Origin of the sequence: Curtobacterium sp. BRD11, from assembly GCF_031844345.1 — a bacterium.
GTDB lineage: Bacteria > Actinomycetota > Actinomycetes > Actinomycetales > Microbacteriaceae > Curtobacterium.
The window spans coordinates 276,817-297,100 of the sequence record NZ_JAUZUZ010000001.1 but is presented as its reverse complement, the minus strand read 5'-3'; the positions used below and the strand labels follow the sequence as shown (position 1 = coordinate 297,100).

Annotated in this window: 19 protein-coding genes and 1 tRNA gene; 11 read left to right on the top strand and 9 right to left on the bottom strand. The window is 72.3% G+C overall.

What is annotated here, in order from left to right:
• The first annotated feature begins 44 nt into the window (after positions 1-44).
• Genes Q9R28_RS01285 through Q9R28_RS01270 form a run of 4 tightly spaced genes read left to right on the top strand, consistent with a single transcriptional unit; the run spans position 45 to position 4,058 of the window.
• Positions 45-332: an acyl carrier protein gene (locus Q9R28_RS01285; RefSeq protein WP_209682965.1), complete on the top strand. Its 288-nt coding sequence runs from the start codon at positions 45-47 to the stop codon at positions 330-332.
• Positions 329-1,543, top strand: a complete 1,215-nt coding sequence (locus tag Q9R28_RS01280) for an acyl-CoA dehydrogenase family protein (RefSeq protein WP_209682968.1) — start codon at positions 329-331, stop codon at positions 1,541-1,543. The genes Q9R28_RS01285 and Q9R28_RS01280 overlap by 4 nt, the downstream gene beginning before the upstream one ends.
• The gene (locus tag Q9R28_RS01275; protein WP_209682971.1) at positions 1,540-2,481 is read left to right on the top strand and encodes an amino acid--[acyl-carrier-protein] ligase; all 942 of its coding nucleotides are present in this window, start codon (positions 1,540-1,542) and stop codon (positions 2,479-2,481) included. Before Q9R28_RS01280 ends, Q9R28_RS01275 begins: the two co-directional genes overlap by 4 nt.
• Positions 2,478-4,058: an alpha/beta hydrolase gene (locus Q9R28_RS01270; RefSeq protein ID WP_311205322.1), complete on the top strand. Its 1,581-nt coding sequence runs from the start codon at positions 2,478-2,480 to the stop codon at positions 4,056-4,058. The genes Q9R28_RS01275 and Q9R28_RS01270 overlap by 4 nt, the downstream gene beginning before the upstream one ends.
• Before the next feature lie 73 nt (positions 4,059-4,131).
• Here the strand turns inward: Q9R28_RS01270 and Q9R28_RS01265 are convergent, their stop codons facing one another.
• Together Q9R28_RS01265 and Q9R28_RS01260 are read right to left on the bottom strand one after the other, a co-directional pair.
• Positions 4,132-5,004 (bottom strand): alpha/beta hydrolase, encoded by an 873-nt coding sequence (locus tag Q9R28_RS01265; RefSeq protein ID WP_311205321.1) that lies wholly within the window; start codon positions 5,002-5,004, stop codon positions 4,132-4,134.
• Positions 5,005-5,036: 32 nt separating this feature from the next.
• Positions 5,037-5,525, bottom strand: a complete 489-nt coding sequence (locus tag Q9R28_RS01260; protein WP_066653934.1) for a peroxiredoxin — start codon at positions 5,523-5,525, stop codon at positions 5,037-5,039.
• A 237-nt stretch (positions 5,526-5,762) separates the two neighbouring features.
• Here Q9R28_RS01260 and aceE point away from each other — a divergent pair, with 237 nt between their 5' ends.
• From aceE to Q9R28_RS01230, 6 genes are all read left to right on the top strand, one after another.
• A complete protein-coding gene (gene aceE, locus Q9R28_RS01255) occupies positions 5,763-8,507 on the top strand; it encodes a pyruvate dehydrogenase (acetyl-transferring), homodimeric type (protein ID WP_311205320.1) in 2,745 nt (914 codons plus the stop codon).
• A 34-nt stretch (positions 8,508-8,541) separates the two neighbouring features.
• Positions 8,542-9,744, top strand: a complete 1,203-nt coding sequence (locus Q9R28_RS01250) for a CdaR family transcriptional regulator (RefSeq protein WP_200884165.1) — start codon at positions 8,542-8,544, stop codon at positions 9,742-9,744.
• Between the two features lie 89 nt (positions 9,745-9,833).
• A complete protein-coding gene (locus Q9R28_RS01245) occupies positions 9,834-10,826 on the top strand; it encodes an ACP S-malonyltransferase (protein ID WP_251160095.1) in 993 nt (330 codons plus the stop codon).
• Positions 10,823-11,878 (top strand): beta-ketoacyl-ACP synthase III, encoded by a 1,056-nt coding sequence (locus Q9R28_RS01240; protein WP_200884140.1) that lies wholly within the window; start codon positions 10,823-10,825, stop codon positions 11,876-11,878. Before Q9R28_RS01245 ends, Q9R28_RS01240 begins: the two co-directional genes overlap by 4 nt.
• Positions 11,879-11,969: 91 nt before the next feature.
• The gene (locus Q9R28_RS01235; protein WP_058729431.1) at positions 11,970-12,218 is read left to right on the top strand and encodes an acyl carrier protein; all 249 of its coding nucleotides are present in this window, start codon (positions 11,970-11,972) and stop codon (positions 12,216-12,218) included.
• Positions 12,219-12,399: 181 nt separating this feature from the next.
• Positions 12,400-13,644, top strand: coding sequence for a beta-ketoacyl-[acyl-carrier-protein] synthase family protein (locus Q9R28_RS01230; RefSeq protein ID WP_311205319.1), 1,245 nt, complete (start codon positions 12,400-12,402; stop codon positions 13,642-13,644).
• Between the two features lie 314 nt (positions 13,645-13,958).
• Here Q9R28_RS01230 and Q9R28_RS01225 read toward each other — a convergent pair whose 3' ends face one another.
• The 6 genes from Q9R28_RS01225 to Q9R28_RS01200 form a co-directional block, all read right to left on the bottom strand.
• Positions 13,959-14,438: a DUF3145 domain-containing protein gene (locus tag Q9R28_RS01225; protein WP_081984811.1), complete on the bottom strand. Its 480-nt coding sequence runs from the start codon at positions 14,436-14,438 to the stop codon at positions 13,959-13,961.
• A 193-nt stretch (positions 14,439-14,631) separates the two neighbouring features.
• A complete protein-coding gene (locus Q9R28_RS01220; RefSeq protein ID WP_066653927.1) occupies positions 14,632-15,450 on the bottom strand; it encodes a DUF1684 domain-containing protein in 819 nt (272 codons plus the stop codon).
• Positions 15,447-16,568 (bottom strand): AI-2E family transporter, encoded by a 1,122-nt coding sequence (locus Q9R28_RS01215; protein WP_200884164.1) that lies wholly within the window; start codon positions 16,566-16,568, stop codon positions 15,447-15,449. The genes Q9R28_RS01220 and Q9R28_RS01215 overlap by 4 nt, the downstream gene beginning before the upstream one ends.
• Positions 16,569-16,575: 7 nt before the next feature.
• Positions 16,576-16,649 (bottom strand) — tRNA-Ile (locus tag Q9R28_RS01210).
• 13 nt (positions 16,650-16,662) lie between these two features.
• The gene (locus tag Q9R28_RS01205) at positions 16,663-17,883 is read right to left on the bottom strand and encodes a glycosyltransferase (RefSeq protein WP_285841192.1); all 1,221 of its coding nucleotides are present in this window, start codon (positions 17,881-17,883) and stop codon (positions 16,663-16,665) included.
• A gap of 214 nt (positions 17,884-18,097) precedes the next feature.
• Positions 18,098-19,009 (bottom strand): DMT family transporter, encoded by a 912-nt coding sequence (locus Q9R28_RS01200; RefSeq protein WP_174234721.1) that lies wholly within the window; start codon positions 19,007-19,009, stop codon positions 18,098-18,100.
• A 39-nt stretch (positions 19,010-19,048) separates the two neighbouring features.
• Between Q9R28_RS01200 and def the strand changes: the two genes are divergently transcribed.
• On the top strand, positions 19,049-19,624 hold the full coding sequence (def, locus tag Q9R28_RS01195) for a peptide deformylase (RefSeq protein ID WP_066653925.1): 576 nt from the start codon (positions 19,049-19,051) through the stop codon (positions 19,622-19,624).
• A 62-nt stretch (positions 19,625-19,686) separates the two neighbouring features.
• On the opposite strand, the gene Q9R28_RS01190 is transcribed toward def, so the two are convergent.
• Positions 19,687-20,205 (bottom strand): hypothetical protein, encoded by a 519-nt coding sequence (locus tag Q9R28_RS01190; RefSeq protein ID WP_251154964.1) that lies wholly within the window; start codon positions 20,203-20,205, stop codon positions 19,687-19,689.
• Positions 20,206-20,284: the final 79 nt, after the last annotated feature.

Below are 20,284 nucleotides of genomic sequence, written 5' to 3'. Positions count from 1 at the left end.
GCACGGCGGTTTTCCGGGCCCGCATGCTCCCTATCGTTGCTCGCATGCACCAGGACCCGACCTCCGCACCCGCCCCCGTCGCCCTCGCCGCGCCCGGCGCCGAGCAGGCCGTCCGACGGGCCCTCGCCGACCACGGACACCTCACCGTCGACGCGTCCGACATCGCCTCGATCGCCGACCTGTACGCGCTCGGCCTGACCTCGCACGCCACCGTGAACGTGATGCTCGCGGTGGAGAACGAGCTCGACGTGGAGTTCCCCGACGCCGTGCTGCACCGCTCGACCTTCGCCACGATCGAGTCGATCGCGGCCGCCGCGGAGGCAGCAGCGTGAGCACCCCCGTCCTGGACGACCCGTCGGTTCCCGTCGGCCCGGACACGACCGGAGCGACCACGCCCGTCGACCGCTTCGCCCTCCGCGCCGCACTCGTCGCCGAGGTCGCCGCCCGGCACGCCGACGAGGTCGACCGCGACGCCCGTCCGCCCCGCGAGGCGATCGCGGCGATGAAGGAGCACGGCCTCCTGGCGGCCGCCGTCCCGACCGCACTCGGTGGCGAGGGAGCCACCCTCGCCGAGCTCTCGACGATCGCCACGGCCCTCGGGCGGGCGTGCGCCGCGACCGGGATGGTCTTCGCGATGCACCACGGACAGGCGATGGCGCTCTGGCGGCACGGCGGCGTCGGCCTCGGTGTCACCGCGATGACCGAGGCCGTCCTGGCCGGAGCGCTCGTGGCGTCCTCGACGACCGAGAAGGGCATCGGTGGCGACGCGCGCCGGAGCACCTGCGCCATCGAGGTCTCCACCGCTGGTCGCATCCACCTGCACAAGGAGGCGCCCGTCATCTCCTACGCGACCGAGGCCGACGCGGTGTTCGTCACCGCCCGTCGCGACCCCGACGCCGCGCCCTCGGACCAGCGTCTCGTCGTCTGCCTGCCCGAGGACACGACCCTCACGCAGACCTCGACCTGGGACACCCTCGGTCTCCGCGGCACCTGCAGCAACGGCTGGGTGCTCGACGCCGACACCCACGAGGACCGGGTGCTCCGCGACGACTACGCGACGATCTCGGCGCAGACGGTCCTGCCGGTCTCGCACGTGCTGTGGGCGTCGGTCTGGACCGGCATCGCCGCCGGCGCCGCCGAACGCGCCCGGCAGGCCGTGCGGAAGCAGGCGCGGGCCGCGGTCGGGACGACCCCGCCGGGAGCCCTCCGGCTCGCCGAGCTCCTGGTGGAGCTGCAGACCCTCGCGGACGCGGTCCGCCACGCCGCGGAGCGCTTCGACCGGTCCGCCGACGACGCGACGGTGCTCGGCTCCCCCGCGTACGCACTCGCCGCCAACGCCCTGAAGATCGCCGCATCGGAGCGGGTCGTCGACATCGTGACGACCGCGATGCGCATCGTCGGCATCGCCGGGTTCGCCGCGACCGGGCCGCTGAGCATCGCCCGACACCTCCGGGACGCCCACGGAGCCGCCGTCATGGTGAGCAACGACCGGCTCCTGCAGAACGACGCCGCACTGGCACTCATGAGCGGAGCACTCCTGTGACCATCACCGACCACACCACCACGTCCGACCTCGACGCCGCGCGCGCCGACCTGCGCGGACGTCTGCTCACCGACCGGGTCCTCGTCGACCTCGGCTCCCCCGGGCTCTACGGCCGCACCGGCGTCTTCGAGCGCGTGTACGGCGCGGTCGACGCCGCCGTCGTGCGGAGCCAGGCCGACCTCGACGCCGAGGTCCTGCGCTTCCCGCCGGTCGAGCCGCTCGCCGCGTTCGAGCGGACGGACTACATCGCGTCGTTCCCGGACCTCGCCGCGTCGATCTCCGGCTTCACCGGCGACGACCGGACGCACCGCGCACTGCTGGCCGCCCGGGGTCGCGGCGAGCGCTGGGAGTCGTTCCTCGAGCCCGCCGACCTCATGCTGACCCCGGCCGTCTGCCACCCGCTGTACGGGCTGATCGGCGACACGGTGCCGGCCGGTGGTCGGACGTTCGACATCGTCGGCGACTCGTTCCGCCGCGAGCCCTCGCTCGACCCGATGCGACTGCAGGCCTTCCACATGCACGAGTTCGTGCACGTCGGCACCCCCGAGTCGGCGAAGGCGCACCGCGACGGCCGCACCCCGGGCATGCGCGCCCTGCTCGAGTCCTTCGGTCTGGCGATCGACGTCGTCCCGGCGAACGACCCGTTCTTCGGTCGTGTCGGCCAGATGCTCGCCCGGAACCAGGTCGAGCAGTCGCTGAAGTACGAGTTCGTCACCCCCGTGTACGGGCCCGAGCACGAGGCGACGGCGATCTCGTCGGCGAACCTGCACGAGGACCACTTCGGCACGTCGTTCGGTCTCCGCACCGCCGACGGCGAGGTGGCCCACAGCGCCTGCACCGCGTTCGGCCTCGAGCGCATCACGATCGCCCTGTTCGCCGCGCACGGCACCGACCCGGACCGCTGGACGACCGACGTCCGCGCGGCCCTGGCGCTGTGACCACCCACCACGGCTGGTCGGGGTCGCCCGCGCTGCGCCTCGCCGTGCAGCTCCCGCCGACCGCACGCGCCGGCGTGGTCCTCTGCCCGCCGCTCGGGCAGGAGGGCGTCATCGCCTACCGCACGCTGCGGCTGCTGGCGGACGGCCTGGAGGCCCGTGGCGTGGCCTCGGTGCGCTACGACCCGTCCGGACGTGGGGACTCCGCGGACGACGGCGACCCCGACGCGCAGGTCCGGTCCGCTCGCGCCGCCGCGGCGGTGCTGCGCCGGTCGGGGGTCGAGCGCATCGCGTTCGTGGGTCTCGCCTCGGCAGCCCTGGTCGCGGCCGCCGCCGTCGGTGACGACGACGCCCTGGTCGTCTGGGACGCCCCGGCGTCCGGACGTGCCTGGCTGCGACGGCAGCGGGCGCTCGCGACGATCACGATCGGCCCCGACCGGATCGTGGAAGGGGTCGAGTCGCTCGTGGGCATCGACCTCGGACCCGCCGAGACCGCCGTCGTCGGCGCCCTGGCGTACGCGCCACGCTCCGCGACGACGGTCGCCGTCGTCCGCCCGGGTGCCGTCCCGCCGCGCGGACTCGGCCCGGTCGAGGTCCTCGAGGTGGACGGCACCGCCGAGCTCCTCGACGGCACGAGCATCGACGCCCGGATCCCGGCGGACGCCGTCGACGCCGTGGTCGGTCGGCTGGACGCCTGGGCACCCGCCACCGCTGCTCCGACGACCCCGCCCGCGCTCGACGAGGTGCTGGACGTCGACGACCGCGTGTCCGAGCGGGTGCTCCGCATCGGCCCGGACGGGCTCTTCGCCGTCGAGACCGTGTCCTCCGCCCAGGACGAGGACGCCCCGGTGGTGCTGCTCCACAACGGCGGCGCCGAGCACCGGACCGGCGCCGTCGACTACCAGGTCGCCCTCGCGCGGACGCTGGCCCGTGACGGCGCCCGCGTCGTGCGCGTCGACCGGCGGGGTACCGGGGAGAGCTCGGACGTGCGCGCCGACGAGGACGCCTTCCTGTTCGCGCAGGAGTGGGTCGACGACCAGCACGAGGTGGTCGCGGCGTTGCGGGTCCCCTCCGAGCGGCTCGCCATCGTCGGCATGTGCGCCGGTGCGTGGCTCGCCGGCCGCGCGGTCGACGAGCACCCGCGGCTCGTGGTGGAGATCAGTCCGAACGACTACCGCCGCACGCCCGCGGCTCCGGGCTCGTACGCCGGGTCCGCGCAGGCGGTGGCCGACGCGTCCCGGCTCCGTCGCGCGCTCCGCGCTCCCTACAACCGCCTCGTCCCGGCGCGGGTCCGCGACGCGATCGCCCGCCGCGGGGCGCTCGGCGGCGTCGTCGGCCACCTCGGCCCGATCGTCGAGCACGGCACGGACGTCGTCGTGGTCGCGGCGCCGGAGGACATCGAACGCTTCGAGCGGTACGGCGGCCGTCGCGCCGTCCGCCGCTGGGGTGCGAAGGTCTCGGTCGTGGAGGTCCCGGACGGCGACCACGCGCTGTTCTCGCCGGCGATGCGACGCGCGGTGGTGACCGAGGTGCGGTCCCGCATCGCGGAGACGTTCCCCGCCGGGGCAGTGGCGGGCTGAGCGGGGCCGCGCTCGCACGGCCGCGCTGGGGGCGCGGCGCCGTCGGACGACCGCTGCGGAACGGCCCGACCCGTCAGGCCGGTGCGGAGGTGAGTCCGAGGAACGCCGCCACGGCACCGGGGTGCTCGACGTGTGCGAAGTGCCCGCAGTCGTCGAGCACGGCCGTCCGGGCTCCCGGCACCAGGCCGCGCAGGTCGTCGAGGTCGGACACCCGGGCGAAGACGTCCCCGCGGCCGAGCACCGCAGCCACCGGGCAGCCGACCGAGCGCCAGCGGTCGACGTCGTAGCCGGCGGCGTCCCGGGCGGCAGCCGTGAAGCGCTCGGGCCGGAACTCGTCGACGAAGGCGTCGAGGACACTCGGGTCCAGTCGACGGACGTGCGCGAACACGGGTGCGGCGACGAGCGGCAGGAGTCCGACGCGGGCGGTGCCACGGAGGATCGCCCTCGCCCGACGACCCGTCACGAGGAGCCCGGCCCGCAGCAGCGTGAACGCGGGGAGGGACGCGAGCGCACGCCAGGGCCGGCCGGAGGCCCGCACGGTCGCGATCGTCGTGCCCGACACGAGCCCGAGCGACCCGACACGCTCGGGAGCGACCACGGCGAGGTGGAGCGCGACGAACGCGCCCATCGAGTGCCCGACGACGTCGACCGACCCCACGGCGAGGGCGTCGAGGACCTCCAGCAGCACGCGGACGCCGTCGTCCACGGTGAACGGCCCCGCGGGCGCCGGCGAGGACCCCCACCCGGGCAGGTCGACGAGCACGAGACCCCGCGCGCCGACACCACCGGCGGCGGCCAGCAACGGCGTCCAGGTCGTCCACGACCCCGCCACGCCGTGGAGCAGCAGCACCGGGTCGGCACCGGGACGGTGGTGCACCACCACGGGCCCGCTGCCGGTGGGCACCGTGGTGCTCCGGAGCGACCACGCGGCGGCCGCGTCGGTCACCGGCCAGGGTGCGTAGGGGCTCGCGGGGACGGTCAGGCGACCGGGACCGGCGCGGTGCACGCGGCGAGACGGTCGAGCGCCTCGCGGTACTCGGCGACGTCGCGCTGCAGCCCGGGCTCGGTGATGATCGACGCCTTGATGCGACCGTGCACGTCGATGACGAACGTCGCGCGGGTCGCGAAGCCCTTCTTGTCGAGGAACACGCCGTACTCCTTCGACACCGCGCCGTGCGGCCAGAAGTCGGCGAGCAGCTCGAAGTCGTAGCCGTGCGTCTCGGCGAACGAGCGGAGCGTGGCCTTCGAGTCGACGGAGATGCCGATCAGCTCGACCCGCTGGTCCTCGAACATCGCGATGTTGTCCTGCAGGGTGCAGAGCTCGTTCGTGCAGCCGGACGAGAACGCCAGCGGGAAGAAGACGAGGGCGACCGGGCGGACGCCACGGAAGTCGCTGAGGCGGACGTGCTCGCCGAACTGGTTCGGGAGCTCGAAGTCCGGCGCGAGGGAGCCGATCTCCAGGGCCATCGGTGCGCTGCTTCTTCCTCGGGCGTGGGGTGTGCCCGTGTCGCGTGCGCACGTGCGGGTCGTCCGTGCACGATCGGCAATCGTACGCCGACCGCACCAGGACGCAAGTACCACCTGCACGACACCATCAGCGAAGGCGTCGGTCGTGGGGCCTAAGGTGGTGTGGGCTCCGACCGGTCGTGACCCGACCATCGGTGGCCCCCATGTCCACCACCACGAGAACGAACGAGGTCAAGGGTGACGGTGAACGACCAGGACCCGCGCAGCACCGCAGGGACCGACCAGGACCCGGAGGAGACCGCAGAGTGGCGTGAGTCGCTCGACGGACTCGTCGCGACGCACGGCCACCAGCGGGCCCGCGAGATCATGCAGAGCCTGCTGAAGCGCTCGAACGAGCTGCACCTCGGCGTGCCGATGGTCCCGACGACCGACTACGTCAACACGATCGCGCCCGAGGACGAGCCGGAGTTCCCCGGTGACGAGGAACTCGAGCGCCGCTACCGCCGGTGGATCCGGTGGAACGCCGCGATCACGGTGCACCGCGCCCAGCGCCCCGGCGTCGCGGTCGGTGGGCACATCTCGACGTACGCGTCGAGCGCCGCGATGTACGAGGTCGGCTACAACCACTTCTTCCGCGCGCAAGACCACCCGTCCGGCGGTGACCAGGTCTTCTTCCAGGGCCACGCCTCCCCCGGCATGTACGCCCGCGCCTACATGGAGGGCCGCCTCAGCGAGGACCAGCTCGACGGCTTCCGCCAGGAGAAGTCGCACGCGGGCGGTGGACTGTCGTCCTACCCGCACCCGCGCCTCATGCCGCACTTCTGGCAGTTCCCGACCGTGTCGATGGGCATCGGCCCGATCAACGCGATCTACCAGGCCCAGCAGGCCAAGTACCTGTCCAACCGCGGCATCAAGGACGCCTCCGACCAGCAGGTCTGGGCGTTCCTCGGCGACGGCGAGATGGACGAGGTCGAGTCGCGCGGGCAGCTGCAGGTCGCGGCGAACGACGGGCTCGACAACCTGAACTTCGTCATCAACTGCAACCTCCAGCGCCTCGACGGACCCGTCCGCGGCAACGGCAAGATCATCCAGGAGCTCGAGGCGTTCTTCCGCGGCGCGGGCTGGAACGTCATCAAGGTCGTCTGGGGCCGCGAGTGGGACGACCTGCTCGCCCGCGACACCGAGGGCGCGCTCCTCAACCTGATGAACGCGACGCCGGACGGCGACTACCAGACCTACAAGGCCGAGAACGGCGCCTACGTCCGCGAGAACTTCTTCGGGCGCGACCCGAAGGCGCTCGAGCTCGTCGAGGGCTACACGGACGACCAGATCTGGAACCTCAAGCGCGGCGGGCACGACTACCGCAAGGTCTACGCCGCGTTCAAGGCCGCGACCGAGCACAAGGGCCAGCCGACGGTCATCCTGGCGAAGACGGTCAAGGGCTACGGCCTCGGCCCGAGCTTCGAGGGGCGCAACGCGACCCACCAGATGAAGAAGCTCACGCTCGACAACCTCAAGCAGTTCCGCGACGAGATGCGCATCCCGATCTCCGACGCACAGCTCGACGAGGACCCCTACACCCCGCCGTACTACCACCCCGGTCACGACGACGAGGCGATCCAGTACATGCACGAGCGTCGCCGCGAGCTCGGCGGGTACGTGCCGGAGCGTCGGACGAAGTACACGCAGTTCACGCTGCCGGAGGAGTCGAAGTACCAGGTCGTGAAGAAGGGCTCCGGCAAGCAGGAGGTCGCCACGACCATGGCGTTCGCCCGCCTGCTGAAGGACCTGCTCCGCTCCCCGGACTTCGGCAACCGCGTGGTGCCGATCATCCCGGACGAGGCGCGCACGTTCGGCATGGACGCGTACTTCCCGACCGCGAAGATCTACAACCCGAACGGCCAGCACTACACGTCGGTCGACCGCGAGCTGCTCCTGGCCTACAAGGAGAGCCCGCAGGGCCAGATCATCCACGTCGGCATCAACGAGGCGGGCGCCCTCGCGGCCTTCATCGCCGTCGGGTCCTCGTACTCGACGCAGGGCGAACCGCTCATCCCGGTCTACGTCTTCTACTCGCAGTTCGGGTTCCAGCGCACCGGCGACGCGATCTGGGCCGCCGGTGACCAGATGGTCCGCGGCTTCATGATCGGTGCCACCGCAGGGCGCACCACGCTGACCGGCGAGGGCCTGCAGCACGCCGACGGTCACTCGCCGCTCCTCGCGGCGACGAACCCGGCGGTCGTGTCCTACGACCCGGCCTACGGCTACGAGATCGGGCACATCGTCCGGTCCGGCCTCGAGCGCATGTACGGGACGAACGAGGACGGCTCGCCGTCCCACGACGACCCGAACGTCATGTACTACCTGACGGTCTACAACGAGCCACTCGTGCAGCCCGCCGAGCCCGAGGGGGTCGACGTCGAGGGCATCGTCAAGGGCATGTACCTGCTCAAGCCGAGCGAGCACGACGGCCCGAAGGCCCAGCTGCTCGCGTCCGGCGTGGCGGTGCCGTGGATCCTCGAGGCGCAGCAGCTCCTCGCCGAGGACTGGGGCGTGTCCGCCGACGTCTGGAGCGTCACGAGCTGGGGCGAACTCACCCGTGACGGTCTCGACGCCGAGCAGCAGGCGTTCCTCAACCCGAACGAGCAGCCGCGCACCCCGTACGTGACCGAGCGCCTGCTCGGCACCGAGGGGCCGGTCGTGGCGGTGAGCGACTTCATGCACGCCGTGCAGGAGCAGATCCGTCCGTTCGTCCCGACCGACTTCGCGACGCTCGGTGCCGACGGCTTCGGCTTCTCGGACACCCGTCCGGCGGCACGCCGCTTCTTCCACATCGACGGTCCGTCCGTCGTGGTGCGCACGCTGCAGCAGCTCGCGAAGCAGGGCAAGGTCGACCACGCCGTCGTCCAGCAGGCGATCGACAAGTACCGCCTGCACGACGTCAACGCCGGCACGACCGGCAGCGCGGGCGGAGAGGCCTGATCCGCCGGTGAGCACACCCCGCACCGACGCTGCCGTGGGCCAGGAGAGGGACCGCGAACGCGCGCTCTCCTGGCTCCGGCAGGTGTCGGGCGAACTCTCGACCGCCACGATCAAGCGGCTCGAGGACACCCTGCCCTGGTACAGCGAGATGCCCCCGGGGCGCCGGTCCGCCGTGGGCCTCGTCGCCCAGGCGGGGATCACCTCGTTCATCTCCTGGCTCGAGGGCACCGCGTCGACCCCGTGGATCGCCGCCGCCGACGTCTTCGGGTCCGCCCCGCGTGAGCTCCTGCGTTCGGTGAGCCTGCAGCAGACGCTGCAGCTCATCCGCGTCGTGGTGACCGTGGTCGAGGAGCGCGCGAAGGACGACGAGATGCTCCAGGAAGCGATCCTGAAGTACTCGCGGGACATCGCCTTCGCAGCGGCCGACGTCTACGCCCGCGCCGCCGAGGCCCGCGGCCTGTGGGACGCCCGGCTCGAGGCACTGGTCGTCGACTCGATCCTGTCGGGCGAGTACGACGACGAGCTGCCCTCCCGCATCGCCGCGCTCGGCTGGCACGGCCACGGCGAGGTCGCGGTGCTCGTCGGGAACGCACCGAAGCAGCTCGAGGTCGACCAGATCCGCCGCACCGCGCGCCACATGGACGCCGACGTGCTCATCGGCGTGCAGGGCTCTCGGCTCGTGGTCGTCATCGGGCGGGCCACCCCGCGTGACGACGTCCCCGAGGGCGAGGAGCCGGTGTCCTTCACCGCCATCGCCCAGGCCCTCGAACCGTCGTTCGGCGAGGGGCACCTGGTGCTCGGCAACGAGGTCCCCGGGGTCGTCGACGCCTCGACCAGCGCGAAGGGCGCCCTCGCCGGGTTCGCCGTCGCACGTGCGTGGCGCGGTGCTCCCCGTCCGGCACTCGCCGACGACCTGCTGCCGGAGCGGGCCCTGGCGGGTGACCCGCTCGCTCGGTCGGCACTGGTGCAGCGCATCTACGTCCCCCTCAAGGACCAGTCGACCGAGCTCCTGCAGACGCTCTGGTGCTACCTCGACACCGGCCGGTCGCTCGAGGCGACGGCGCGCGAGCTGTTCGTGCACCCGAACACCGTGCGCTACCGGCTCCGCCGCGTCGCCGACGTCATCGGGTGGGACGCCACCCACGCGCGTGACGCCCTGATCGTGCAGTCGGCGCTCATCCTCGGCGCGATGTCCGAGTCGAACGCCGGTCGGCGGCGCCTGCCCCCGCGTCGCTGACCCGACGGTAGGGATCGCACAACGTCCCCGCCGGATCGCTGTCGGATGTCCACACGGGCCGACAGCGGCGCGGCGACGAGGATTGACCGGTGATCGTCGTCGTCGCGCCCGGACAGGGCTCCCAGACCCCCGGCTTCCTCGCCCCCTGGCTCGAGGACTCCGCCGTCCGTGACCGCGTCGGAGCGTGGTCCGAGGCGATCGGCGTCGACCTCGTCGAGCACGGCACGAACTCCGACGCGGACACCATCAAGGACACCGCCCTCGCGCAGCCGCTCATCGTGGCTGCCGGGCTCGTCACCGCCGACGCCCTGCTCGCCGACGGCCGTCGTGCCCTGGTCGGTGGCGTCGCCGGACACTCGGTCGGCGAGTTCACCGCCGCCGGTGTCGCCGGGATCCTCGAGCCGACCGACGCCGTCGCGCTGGTCGCCGAGCGCGGCCGGGCGATGGCGGACGCCGCAGCGCTGGAGCCGACGTCGATGGCCGCCGTGCTCGGCGGCGACGCCGACGCGGTCGCCGCAGCCCTCGAGCAGCACGGGCTCGTGCCGGCCAACCACAACGGCGGCGGCCAGACCGTCGTCGCCGGTCCCGCCGACGCCGTCGCAGCACTGGCCGCCGATCCGCCGGCTCGCGCCCGGGTCGTGCCGCTCGCCGTCGCCGGCGCCTTCCACACGCGGTACATGGCCCCCGCGGTCGACCGGGTCGCACCGGTCGCGGCCGGGGCGTCGGTGCAGGACCCGACGCTGCCGATCTGGACGAACGCCGACGGATCGCGCGTGGACGACGGCCGACGGTTCGTCGACCTGATGGTCCGCCAGATCGCGAGCCCCGTGCACTGGGACGCCGTCATGGCGTCCTTCTCCGCCGCCGGTGTCACCGGCATCATCGAACTCGCGCCGGCGGGCGCGCTCGTCGGGCTGGCCAAGCGTGGCCTGCGCGGCACGCCCACCGTCGCCGTCAAGACCCCCGACGACCTGCCCGCCGCCGTCGAGCTCCTCGAGCAGGACGCGCGCGCAGCAGCCGTCCCGGACGATCAGCCGGTGGGCGAGCAGCCCGCAGGCGAGGAAGCAGACGCAACCGCATGACCGACGCCACCACGCCGTCCCCCGCAGCCGACGGGACCGACGCGCCCCGCGCCTCCCGTCCGGTGCTGCAGCAGCGTCGCGGCCACGAGTACACCCGCATCATGGCGTTCGGTGCCGCCCGCGGTGAGCACGTCGTGCCGAACGAGGACCTCGTCGGTCCGATCGACTCCTCCGACGAGTGGATCCGCCAGCGCACCGGCATCGTGACGCGCAAGCGTGCCGGCGCCGACGTCGAGGCGGTCGACCTCGCCGAGGCCGCGGCGCGCGAGGCCATCGAGAAGGCCGGCATCACGCCCGAGCAGGTCGGCGTCGTGCTCGTCAGCACCGTCACCCACACCGTGGCGACGCCGTCGATGGCGTCGTTGCTCGCGGAGCGCATCGGCGCGACGCCCGCGGCGGCCTACGACGTCAGCGCGGCCTGCGCCGGCTACGCGTACGGCATCGCCCAGGCCGACTCGTTCATCAAGTCCGGGCTCGCCGACCACGTGCTGGTCGTCGGGGCCGAGAAGCTCAGCGACGTCGTCGACCCGACCGACCGCTCGATCTCGTTCCTGCTCGGTGACGGTGCGGGTGCCGCGATCGTCGGCCCGAGCGACTTCCCCGGCATCGCCCCGACGATCTGGGGCTCGGACGGCTCGAAGTGGGACGCCATCGGCATGACGGCGACGTACAACGAGTGGGCCGCCGGAGCCCCGCGTCCCACGATGCGCCAGGCCGGTCAGACGGTGTTCCGCTGGGCCGTCTGGGAGATGGTCAAGGTCGCGCGGCAGGCGCTCGAGACCGCTGGCGTCCGTCCGGAGGACCTCGCCGCGTTCGTGCCGCACCAGGCGAACATCCGCATCATCGACGAGTTCGCCAAGCAGCTCGGCCTGCCCGAGACGGTGACGATCGCCCGCGACATCACCACCACCGGCAACACCTCCGCCGCGAGCATCCCGCTCGCCACGCACCGCCTGCTCGAGGAGCACCCCGAGCTCTCCGGCGGTCTCGCGCTGCAGATCGGCTTCGGTGCCGGTCTCGTGTTCGGCGCGCAGGTCGTCGTCCTCCCCTAGTCCCCCATCCCGGCTCGGCTCCGGGCACCCGTACCACTCGTGCCCTAGGCTGGTCCACGGTCAAACGACACCCCCCTCAAGGAGAACACCCATGGCCCTGTCCAACGAAGAAGTCCTCGCCGGCCTGGCCGAGCTGATCAACGACGAGACCGGCATCGCGACCGACACCGTCGCCGCCGACAAGTCGTTCACCGACGACCTCGACATCGACTCGATCTCGATGATGACCATCGTCGTGAACGCCGAGGAGAAGTTCGACGTGAAGATCCCGGACGAAGAGGTCAAGAACCTCAAGACCGTGGGCGACGCCGTCGACTACATCACGAAGGCCCAGGCCTGACGCGAGCTTCCTGAGCGCCGCGGACCGCGCACATCCCGCGGGCCGCGGCGCTCACCTCGTCCACCAGCGGTGGAGCTCCCACCGGCGCTCGACCACACCGGGCGGGCGCCCACCGGCGCTCGACCACACGGACGGGCGTCCACCGGCGCTCGACCAGTCCACACGAAAGACACGTCGTTCCATGACCAAGAAGACCGTCGTCGTCACCGGGATCGGTGCGATCACACCCCTCGCCGCGACCGCCCCGGAGACCTGGGACGCGCTGCTCGCCGGCAAGTCCGGCATCACCCGCATCGAGGACGAGCGCTACTCGTCGCTCGAGATCCCCGTCGAGTTCGCCGGCCAGGCACGCCGCTTCCTCACGGACCAGCTCACGCGCCCGGAGACCAAGCGCCTCGACCCCTCGTCGCAGCTGTCGCTCGTCGCCGCTCGTGAGGCCTGGGCCGACGCCGGCATCGACCCCGAGACCGTCGTCCCCGAGCGCCTCGTCGTCGACTGGGCGACCGGCATCGGCGGCGTCAACACGCTCCTCGACGCCTGGGACACCCTGCGCGAGAAGGGTCCGCGTCGCGTCATGCCGATGACGGTCCCGATGCTCATGGCGAACGGCCCCGCCGCCGCCATCGAGATGGAGTTCGGCGCGCGCGGCGGTGCCCGCACGTACCTCTCCGCCTGCGCCTCGTCCACCGAGTCGCTGGCCGAGGCCTACCGCCACATCGCCGACGGCGACGCCGACATCGTCATCACCGGTGGCGCCGAGGCCGCACTGCACCCGCTGCCCCTCGCCGCGTTCGCCGCGATGCAGGCACTCTCGCGACGGAACGACTCCCCCGAGACGGCCTCGCGTCCGTACGACGTCACGCGCGACGGCTTCGTGCTCGGCGACGGCGCCGCAGCGCTCATCCTCGAGTCGAAGGAGCACGCGGAGGCCCGCGGCGCGACGATCTACGCCGAGGTCGCCGGTGCCGGGATCACCTCGGACGCCTTCCACATCACCGCGCCGGACCCCGAGGGCAGCGCCGCCGCCCGCGCGGTCATCACGGCGCTCGAGCACGCCGACGCCGCCCGCGAGGACGTCGTCCACGTCAACGCCCACGCCACCTCGACCCCGGTCGGCGACGTGGCCGAGTACCACGCGATGCGCCGCGTCTTCGGCGACCACCTCGACAACGTGGTCGTCTCGGCCACCAAGGCGTCGACGGGGCACCTGCTCGGCGGTGCGGGTGCGATCGAGGCCGCGTTCACGGTCATGGCGCTGCACCAGCGCGTCGCGCCGCCGACGATCAACCTGACCGAGCAGGACCCGGAGATCGTGATGGACGTCGCGACCGCGCCGCGCGAGCTGCCCGCAGGTGACCTGCTCGCGGTGAGCAACTCGTTCGGGTTCGGCGGACACAACGCCGTGGTGGCGTTCCGCACGGCCTGATCCGTCGTCGCCGACCCGTCGTCGGCCTGGAGGCCCGTCCTGCGTCCGCAGGGCGGGCCTCCGTCCGTCACGGGTTGGGTCCCGTCCATCGGCCGCCGGTGCCCGGGCCGTTCCGGTCCCACGACCTGCCGCTCATGTTCCGCGACGACGGCGTGTCCTGCGACCGGGACGTCCGCAGGCGGCACGTCGTGCGACCTGAACGAGGCCAGGGCACAGCTCCTCGACGACAAGCGTGCCCCACGCGGGGACGACGGACGCCGCCGACTCCGGAGGGAGCGGGCGGCGTCCGAGTGGCGCGGAGGGCGCGGGAGGGGTCAGCCGACGCGGTGCAGCCAGACGACGGGGTTGCCCTCGGCGGCGTGCCGGAAGGGCTCGAGCTCGTCGTCCCAGGCCTGCCCGAGGGCGAGACGGAGTTCGCGGTGGAGTTCGAGGGCGTTGCTGCCGGCGACCTCCATGGCGTAGCGCACACGGTCCTCGGGGACGACCATGTTGCCGGACACGTCGGTCTGCGCGAAGAAGACGCCGAGGTCGGGCGTGTGCATCCACCGCCCGCCGTCGGACTGCGCGGTCGGTTCCTCGGTGACCTCGTAGCGCAGGTGCTCCCACCCGCGCAGGGCAGAGGCGATCGCCGCACCGGTGCCGACCTGGCCCGTCCACGTGAACTCCGTCCGGCGGGAGCCGTCGAGTGCGGGCTGGTCGAGCCACGAGAAGTTCACGGCGCGGCTCATCGCGCGACCGGCCGCCCATTCGACGTGCGGGCAGAGCGCGCGTGGTGAGGAGTGCACGTACAGCACCCCTGTCGTCGTTCCGTTCACGATTCCTCCGCTTCGTCAGGTGCGACTTCCCCATCGACCTGTGGTGCGGAGTCCCGGTAGCGGAACCATCGGTATCAGATTGTGATGTCCCTGCGGACACGCCCATTATGCAGCGTCCGCGCTGGGAACGCCACACCCGGCGAGCAGACCGCGCGGGCGGACCGGGCGGGCCTCAGTGCAGGACGGCGCCCTGCTCGTCGACGGGGTGCCGCTCCCCCGCGGTGAGTGCGACCGGGAGGCGGTTCTCCTCCGGGGGCACCGGGCAGGCGTACTGGTACGAGAACGCGCAGGGCGGCAGGACGAGCCGGTCCCAGTCGAGCGCGACCTCGGCCGCGCCGTCGGGCTCGGGCAGGTACAGGAAGCGTCCCATCGAGTACGAGCTGCCCGGGTCGCCCTCGGGCAGGGCGCTGGTGGTGTCCTGCACGATGAGCTGCAACCGCGGCCGGCCCTGGAACGGCGCGGACCGCACCGCGGTGAGCCGCACGGGAACGTCGTCCACCGTGGTCTCGATCGTCCCGGTGACGGGCAGGGGGTCGCCGGCGGCGTCGGTGAGGTGACCGGGTGCCTCCTGACCGGACCAGGGTTCGTACCTGCCGGCCGTGACCCACCCGCCCGGCCGCGGGGCGAACCGGGCGATGCGTGCGAAGCGGGAGACCGCGTCGGAGGCCGGGTCCCAGACGCGCAGCGTGGAGCCGTGCACCGTGCCGGCGAGCCCGTCGGCGAAGGCGACGGTCGACGGCACGACGGCGGTGTCACCCGCGACCAGCACCGTGCCGTCCACCGGGACGCCGTCGACCACGACGCCGTCCGCCGCCGCGGCGGTGACGGTGAGACCACCAGGGACCGGTGCCCACTGCCCGGCGACCGGCCACACGGGCTGCGGGCGGTCGACGTGCTGCGCGTTCACCAGGGCGAGCGGGCCGCGCGCGCTGCGGGCCCAGGCATCGCGGGCCGCGACGTGCTCGGCCAGGTCCGGGTCGACGGTGCTCACGACTGCTCCTGGCGGGGGTAGATGACCTTCTGCACGATGATGATCACCGACGCGGCGACCGGCACGGCGACGAGCGCCCCGAGGACCCCGCCGATCGTGCCACCGGCGACCGCGGCGATGACCACCAGGGCGCCCGGCACCTGCACCGCGCGCGACATGATGCGCGGGGAGATGAGGTACGCCTCGACCTGCATGTAGACGAGGTAGTAGATCGCGGCCGCGAGCGCCGTGGCCGGCGAGGCGAACAGGCAGAGCAGGGAGATGACGACCGCCGCGGCGAGGGTGCCGACGAGCGGGATGAGCGAGCCCAGGAACGCGAAGGTCGCCAGCAGCACGGGCAGCGGTGCACCGATGATGAGCAGGAACACGAGGCTGAGGATGCCGTTGATCAGCGCCTGGCTGATCTGTCCGACGACGTAGCGGCCGACGGCCTGGGTGATCTGCTCGCTGACGTCGACGAAGTTCTGCCGACGTGTCGCCGGCACGAAGCGGTAGGCCATCGACTTCAGGCCCCGCATCGACGCCAGGAAGTACAGCATCAGGATGATGACGATGATCGCGCCGGTCAGGCCGGACAGGATACCGCTGCCGACCGCCAGGATCCCGCCACCGAGGCTGAGGAGGTTGCCCGGGTCCTCCACGAAGGACTGCAGCGACTCCAGCGCGTGGTTGACGTCGACGGCGCCGGCGAACTGCTGTGACAGGTCCTGGACCCACTCCTGCTGCGAGATGTCCTGGACGATCTCCGGGAAGTTCTGGACGAGGTTCGTCGCCTGCTGGATGAGGATCGGGACGACCGCGAACACGACGCCGGCGAAGGCGGACAGGACACCCACGACGACGATCGTGATCGCCGACCAGCGCGGGATGAACCGTTCGAGGAAGGACACCAGCGGGTCGATGCCGAGCGACAGGAAGAGCGCGACGCCGATGTAGACCAGGACCGTGCTGAGCTGCTGGACGATCACGCCGGCCAGCAGGGCGATGAGCACGCCCAGGGCTCCCATGAAGCCGATGCGGAACGCGTTCACGCGCACGCCGGTGCCGACCCGGGTCGCCTCGAACGTCACGTTCGGGGTCGGCGCGTGGTCGTCGGGGGTCTCACGTCGTCGCGGCAGGTGCACGTAGGGCGGGCGGGACTTGAACCCGCGATCGTTCGGTTATGAGCCGAGTGCCTTGACCAGCTTGGCTACCGCCCCTCGTCGGGGACCGTCAGGCCACCGACTCCCCACGATACAGCGACTCGAACGTCGCGAGCGTGCGGTTGATGTCGTGTGCCTCGATCATGGCCAGGCTGCGCTCCCGCATCGCCTGGTAGTCGTCGTCGGACGCCTGCAGCACCTGTGCGAGCTTCGCAGCGAGGTCCTGCACGTCGCCCGGCGTGAAGAGGTACCCGTTGCCGTCGATGAGGTGCGGCAGTGCCATCGAGTCCGCGGCGACCACCGGCAGCCCGGACGCCATCGCCTCGAGGGACGAGATGCTCTGCAGCTCGGCGGTGGACGGCATCGCGAAGACGGTGCCGTTCGTCAGCGCCTGGCGCTTCGCCTCGTCCGACACGAAGCCGGCGAAGCGCACCCGGTCCTCGAGTCCGAGTTCCTGCACGAGCGTCTTCAACTTCGGGATCATCTCGCCGCCACCGACGATGGTGAGCGTCGCGTGCAGCTCACTCGGCAGCAGTGGGAGCGCTCGGACGAGCACGTCGAGGTTCTTCTCCGGCGCGACCCGGCCGACGAACACGATGTCGTTCCCCGCGGGGCGACCACTGCGGGCGCTGTAGCGCGACGCGTCGATGCCGCAGGAGATCGCGAGGACCTGCTGCCCGGCGATGGCCTCGCGGAGGTAGTCCGCGGCCAGCACCGTCGGCGTCGTGATGGCGTCGGCGAGCCGGTAGGTCTTGGCGGCGTCGTTCCACGCGATCTTCAGCGCGATCGGCAGCGTGCGACGGCCGAACGGGACGTACTCGAGCAGGTTCTCGGGCATGAAGTGGTTGGTGCCGACGATGCGGATGCCGCGCTCGTGGGCCTCCTGCACGATGCCGCGCCCGATGACGATGTGCGACTGGATGTGCAGCACGTCCGGCTGGACGGCGTCGAGGATCGGACCCGTCCACTTGCGGACGCTCCACGGCCACACGAAGCGGAGCCACGCGTGCCACGGCCACTTGTACGACTTCAGCCGGTGGACGGTGAGGACGACGCCGCGGTGCTCCTCGTCGAACGTGCCGTGGTGGGCGCTCGACGCCGGGGCCACGACGTGGACCTCGTGGCCGCGCTCCGCGAGCCCGACGGCGAGCTGCTCGGCGAAGGTCGCGGCGCCGTTGACGTCCGGCGGGAAGGTGTCGGCCGCGATCATGACGCGCAGCGGTCGGGACCCGCCCGTCGCACCCGTCGACTCGGCGGTGGCGGTGGTGGCGTCCTCTGACACGGCTGGCATCGTCCTCTCGTGGGCGGTTGCTGGTCGGGCCTCGACGGTACCGCACGGGCCCGAGCGCCCGCGTCAGCCGCGCGGACGACGCCGATGGCCGACAGCGACCACCGACGCCGTCAGCAACCGCGTCAGCCGCGCGGACGACGCCGACGGCTGACAACGACGACCGACGCTGTCAGCAACCGCGGACACGACCGCCCACGCCGCGAGCCGACCGCGGTCAGCGCCGCGTCTCGGGGTGGTGCTTCGCGAGCAGGAACACGCCCGTGATGGCGATCACCGCAGCGACCAGGAAGCCGACCACCGCGATCCACGGCGCCCCGGCAGCCTCGCCGAGCACGATCACGCCGATGCCCACGGCGACGATCGGGTCGATGACGGTGAGGCCGGCGATCACCAGGTCGGCGGACCCGCTCGAGTACGCGTTCTGCACGAAGTACCCGCCGAGCACCGCGGCGACGATCACCCCGACGACGGCGATCGCGGTCAGCCAGTCGAACGTGCCGTGCAGGAACCGGTTCAGCACGACCTTGGCCAGCGTCGCGACGAAGCCGTAGAGCACCCCGGCCACGACGATGTAGTACATGGCGCTCGCCCGCTTCGCCGCGAAGCGGAACGACAGGAACACGGCCACCAGGACGATCGCCAGCACCACCAGGATCGTCACGAGCTGCTCGTGGGTGATCGCGCTCTCGCGGCCGACGACGGCGGCGATGCCGACGAAGATCCCGACACCGATGATGCAGGTCCAGACCGCCCGTCGCGCCTGCTGTCCGAGCGGCACCCCGGAGGACCGTGACGAGAACCACGTGGTGATGACGAGCGCGACGGCGCCGAGCGGCTGCACGACGATGAGCGGGGCGTTCGTGATGCTGATGAGCTGGAGCACGACGGCCAGACCGAGCATGAGCGTGCCCAGCACCCACCAGCCGCTGCCGAGCAGCCCGAGGACGTGCCGCACCGACAGCCCCTTCGACTGCCGACCGAGCCGGGCCTCGACGCGCTGCACCCCGCGGCTCTGGAACTGCGCTCCGAGCGACAGGAAGACCGCACCGACGAGCGCGACGGGGATCATCAGGGCCTGGAACGGGGTCAGGTTGACCGCGTCCGGGATCGGGAGGTCCGTCGTCACGCGACGAGGCTACCGGTCCTCGCCGGATAACCTGGGTGAATGCCCGTCCTCCCCATCCGCATCACCGGCGAACCCGTCCTCCACGAGCGCGCTGCCGAGGTCACCGCGTTCGACGACGACCTCCGCGCACTGGTGCAGGACATGTACGAGACGATGGACCTCGCCCCCGGGGTCGGTCTCGCGGGTCCGCAGGTCGGGGTCGGCAAGCGCCTGTTCGTGTACTCGTGGACCGACGACGACGAGGTCCTGCACCGCGGGGTCGCGATCAACCCGGTGCTCTGGACCACTCCGCCCGTGCCGGAGACGGTCGAGGAGCTCGACGAGGACGAGGAGTCCGAGGGCTGCCTCTCGATCCCGGGTGAGCGCTTCCCGCTGCGTCGGGCCGAGGGCGCCCTGCTCCGTGCGGTCGACGAGCACGGGGAGCCCTTCGAGGTCGAGGCCCACGGGTGGCTCGCCCGCGTCTTCCAGCACGAGTACGACCACCTGGACGGCTACCTGTACGCCGACCGGCTCGTGCACCCGTACGGCAAGCAGGTCGCGAAGGCGATCCGCAAGAGCAGCTGGGGCGGCCCGGGCAAGTCCTGGCTCCCCGGTCGCGACCACCCCGAGGGCTGACCGCGCGGTCGGCTCCGGCGCACGTCCCAGGGCGGCACCGGCGGTCGGCCGGGAGGCCCGGCTCAGCCCCGGTAGGCCGTCAGCGACTCCTGCAGGCGGTCCCGGTCGGGGTGACCGGGGCAGTACGCGACGAGTCCGGCCGCCAGCTCGGCCTGGTCCGGCGTCGAGACGCCGTCACGCCACGGCGACGCTCCGCGCTCCGCGCAGGTCGCCGCGAGCTCCTCGAGCGTGGCGGTACCGTCGGCCGCCCGGACCGCGGCCCGCTGCTGCGCCGACATCTCGGTGCCGGTGATGCGCTCGGCCCGGCAGTCGGTGCGCTCGGCCTCCCACACGGCGGCGTACGTCGTGTACGTCTCCCCAGTGCCGTCGGCGTCGACACCCGTCGTGTCGCTGCTGCCGTCCGCGGCGCCGCTGCACACGAACGCGAAGACGATCGGCGCGCTGCCCGTCGCGGAGACCTCGGACCGTGCTGCGGAGTCGAGCGAGTCCTCCGGCTCCGGTTGCCCGGCGGTGCACGCGGTGAGCGCCACCGCTCCGAGGACGACGAACGCCGCGGCGAGGGTCCGGCGCACGGTGATCACCTGTGAACGCTAACAGCTTGCGACCGGGCGGCGCCTGCGAGCCAGCCGGAAGCCGAACACCGGCCGCCGCCCAGCGCCG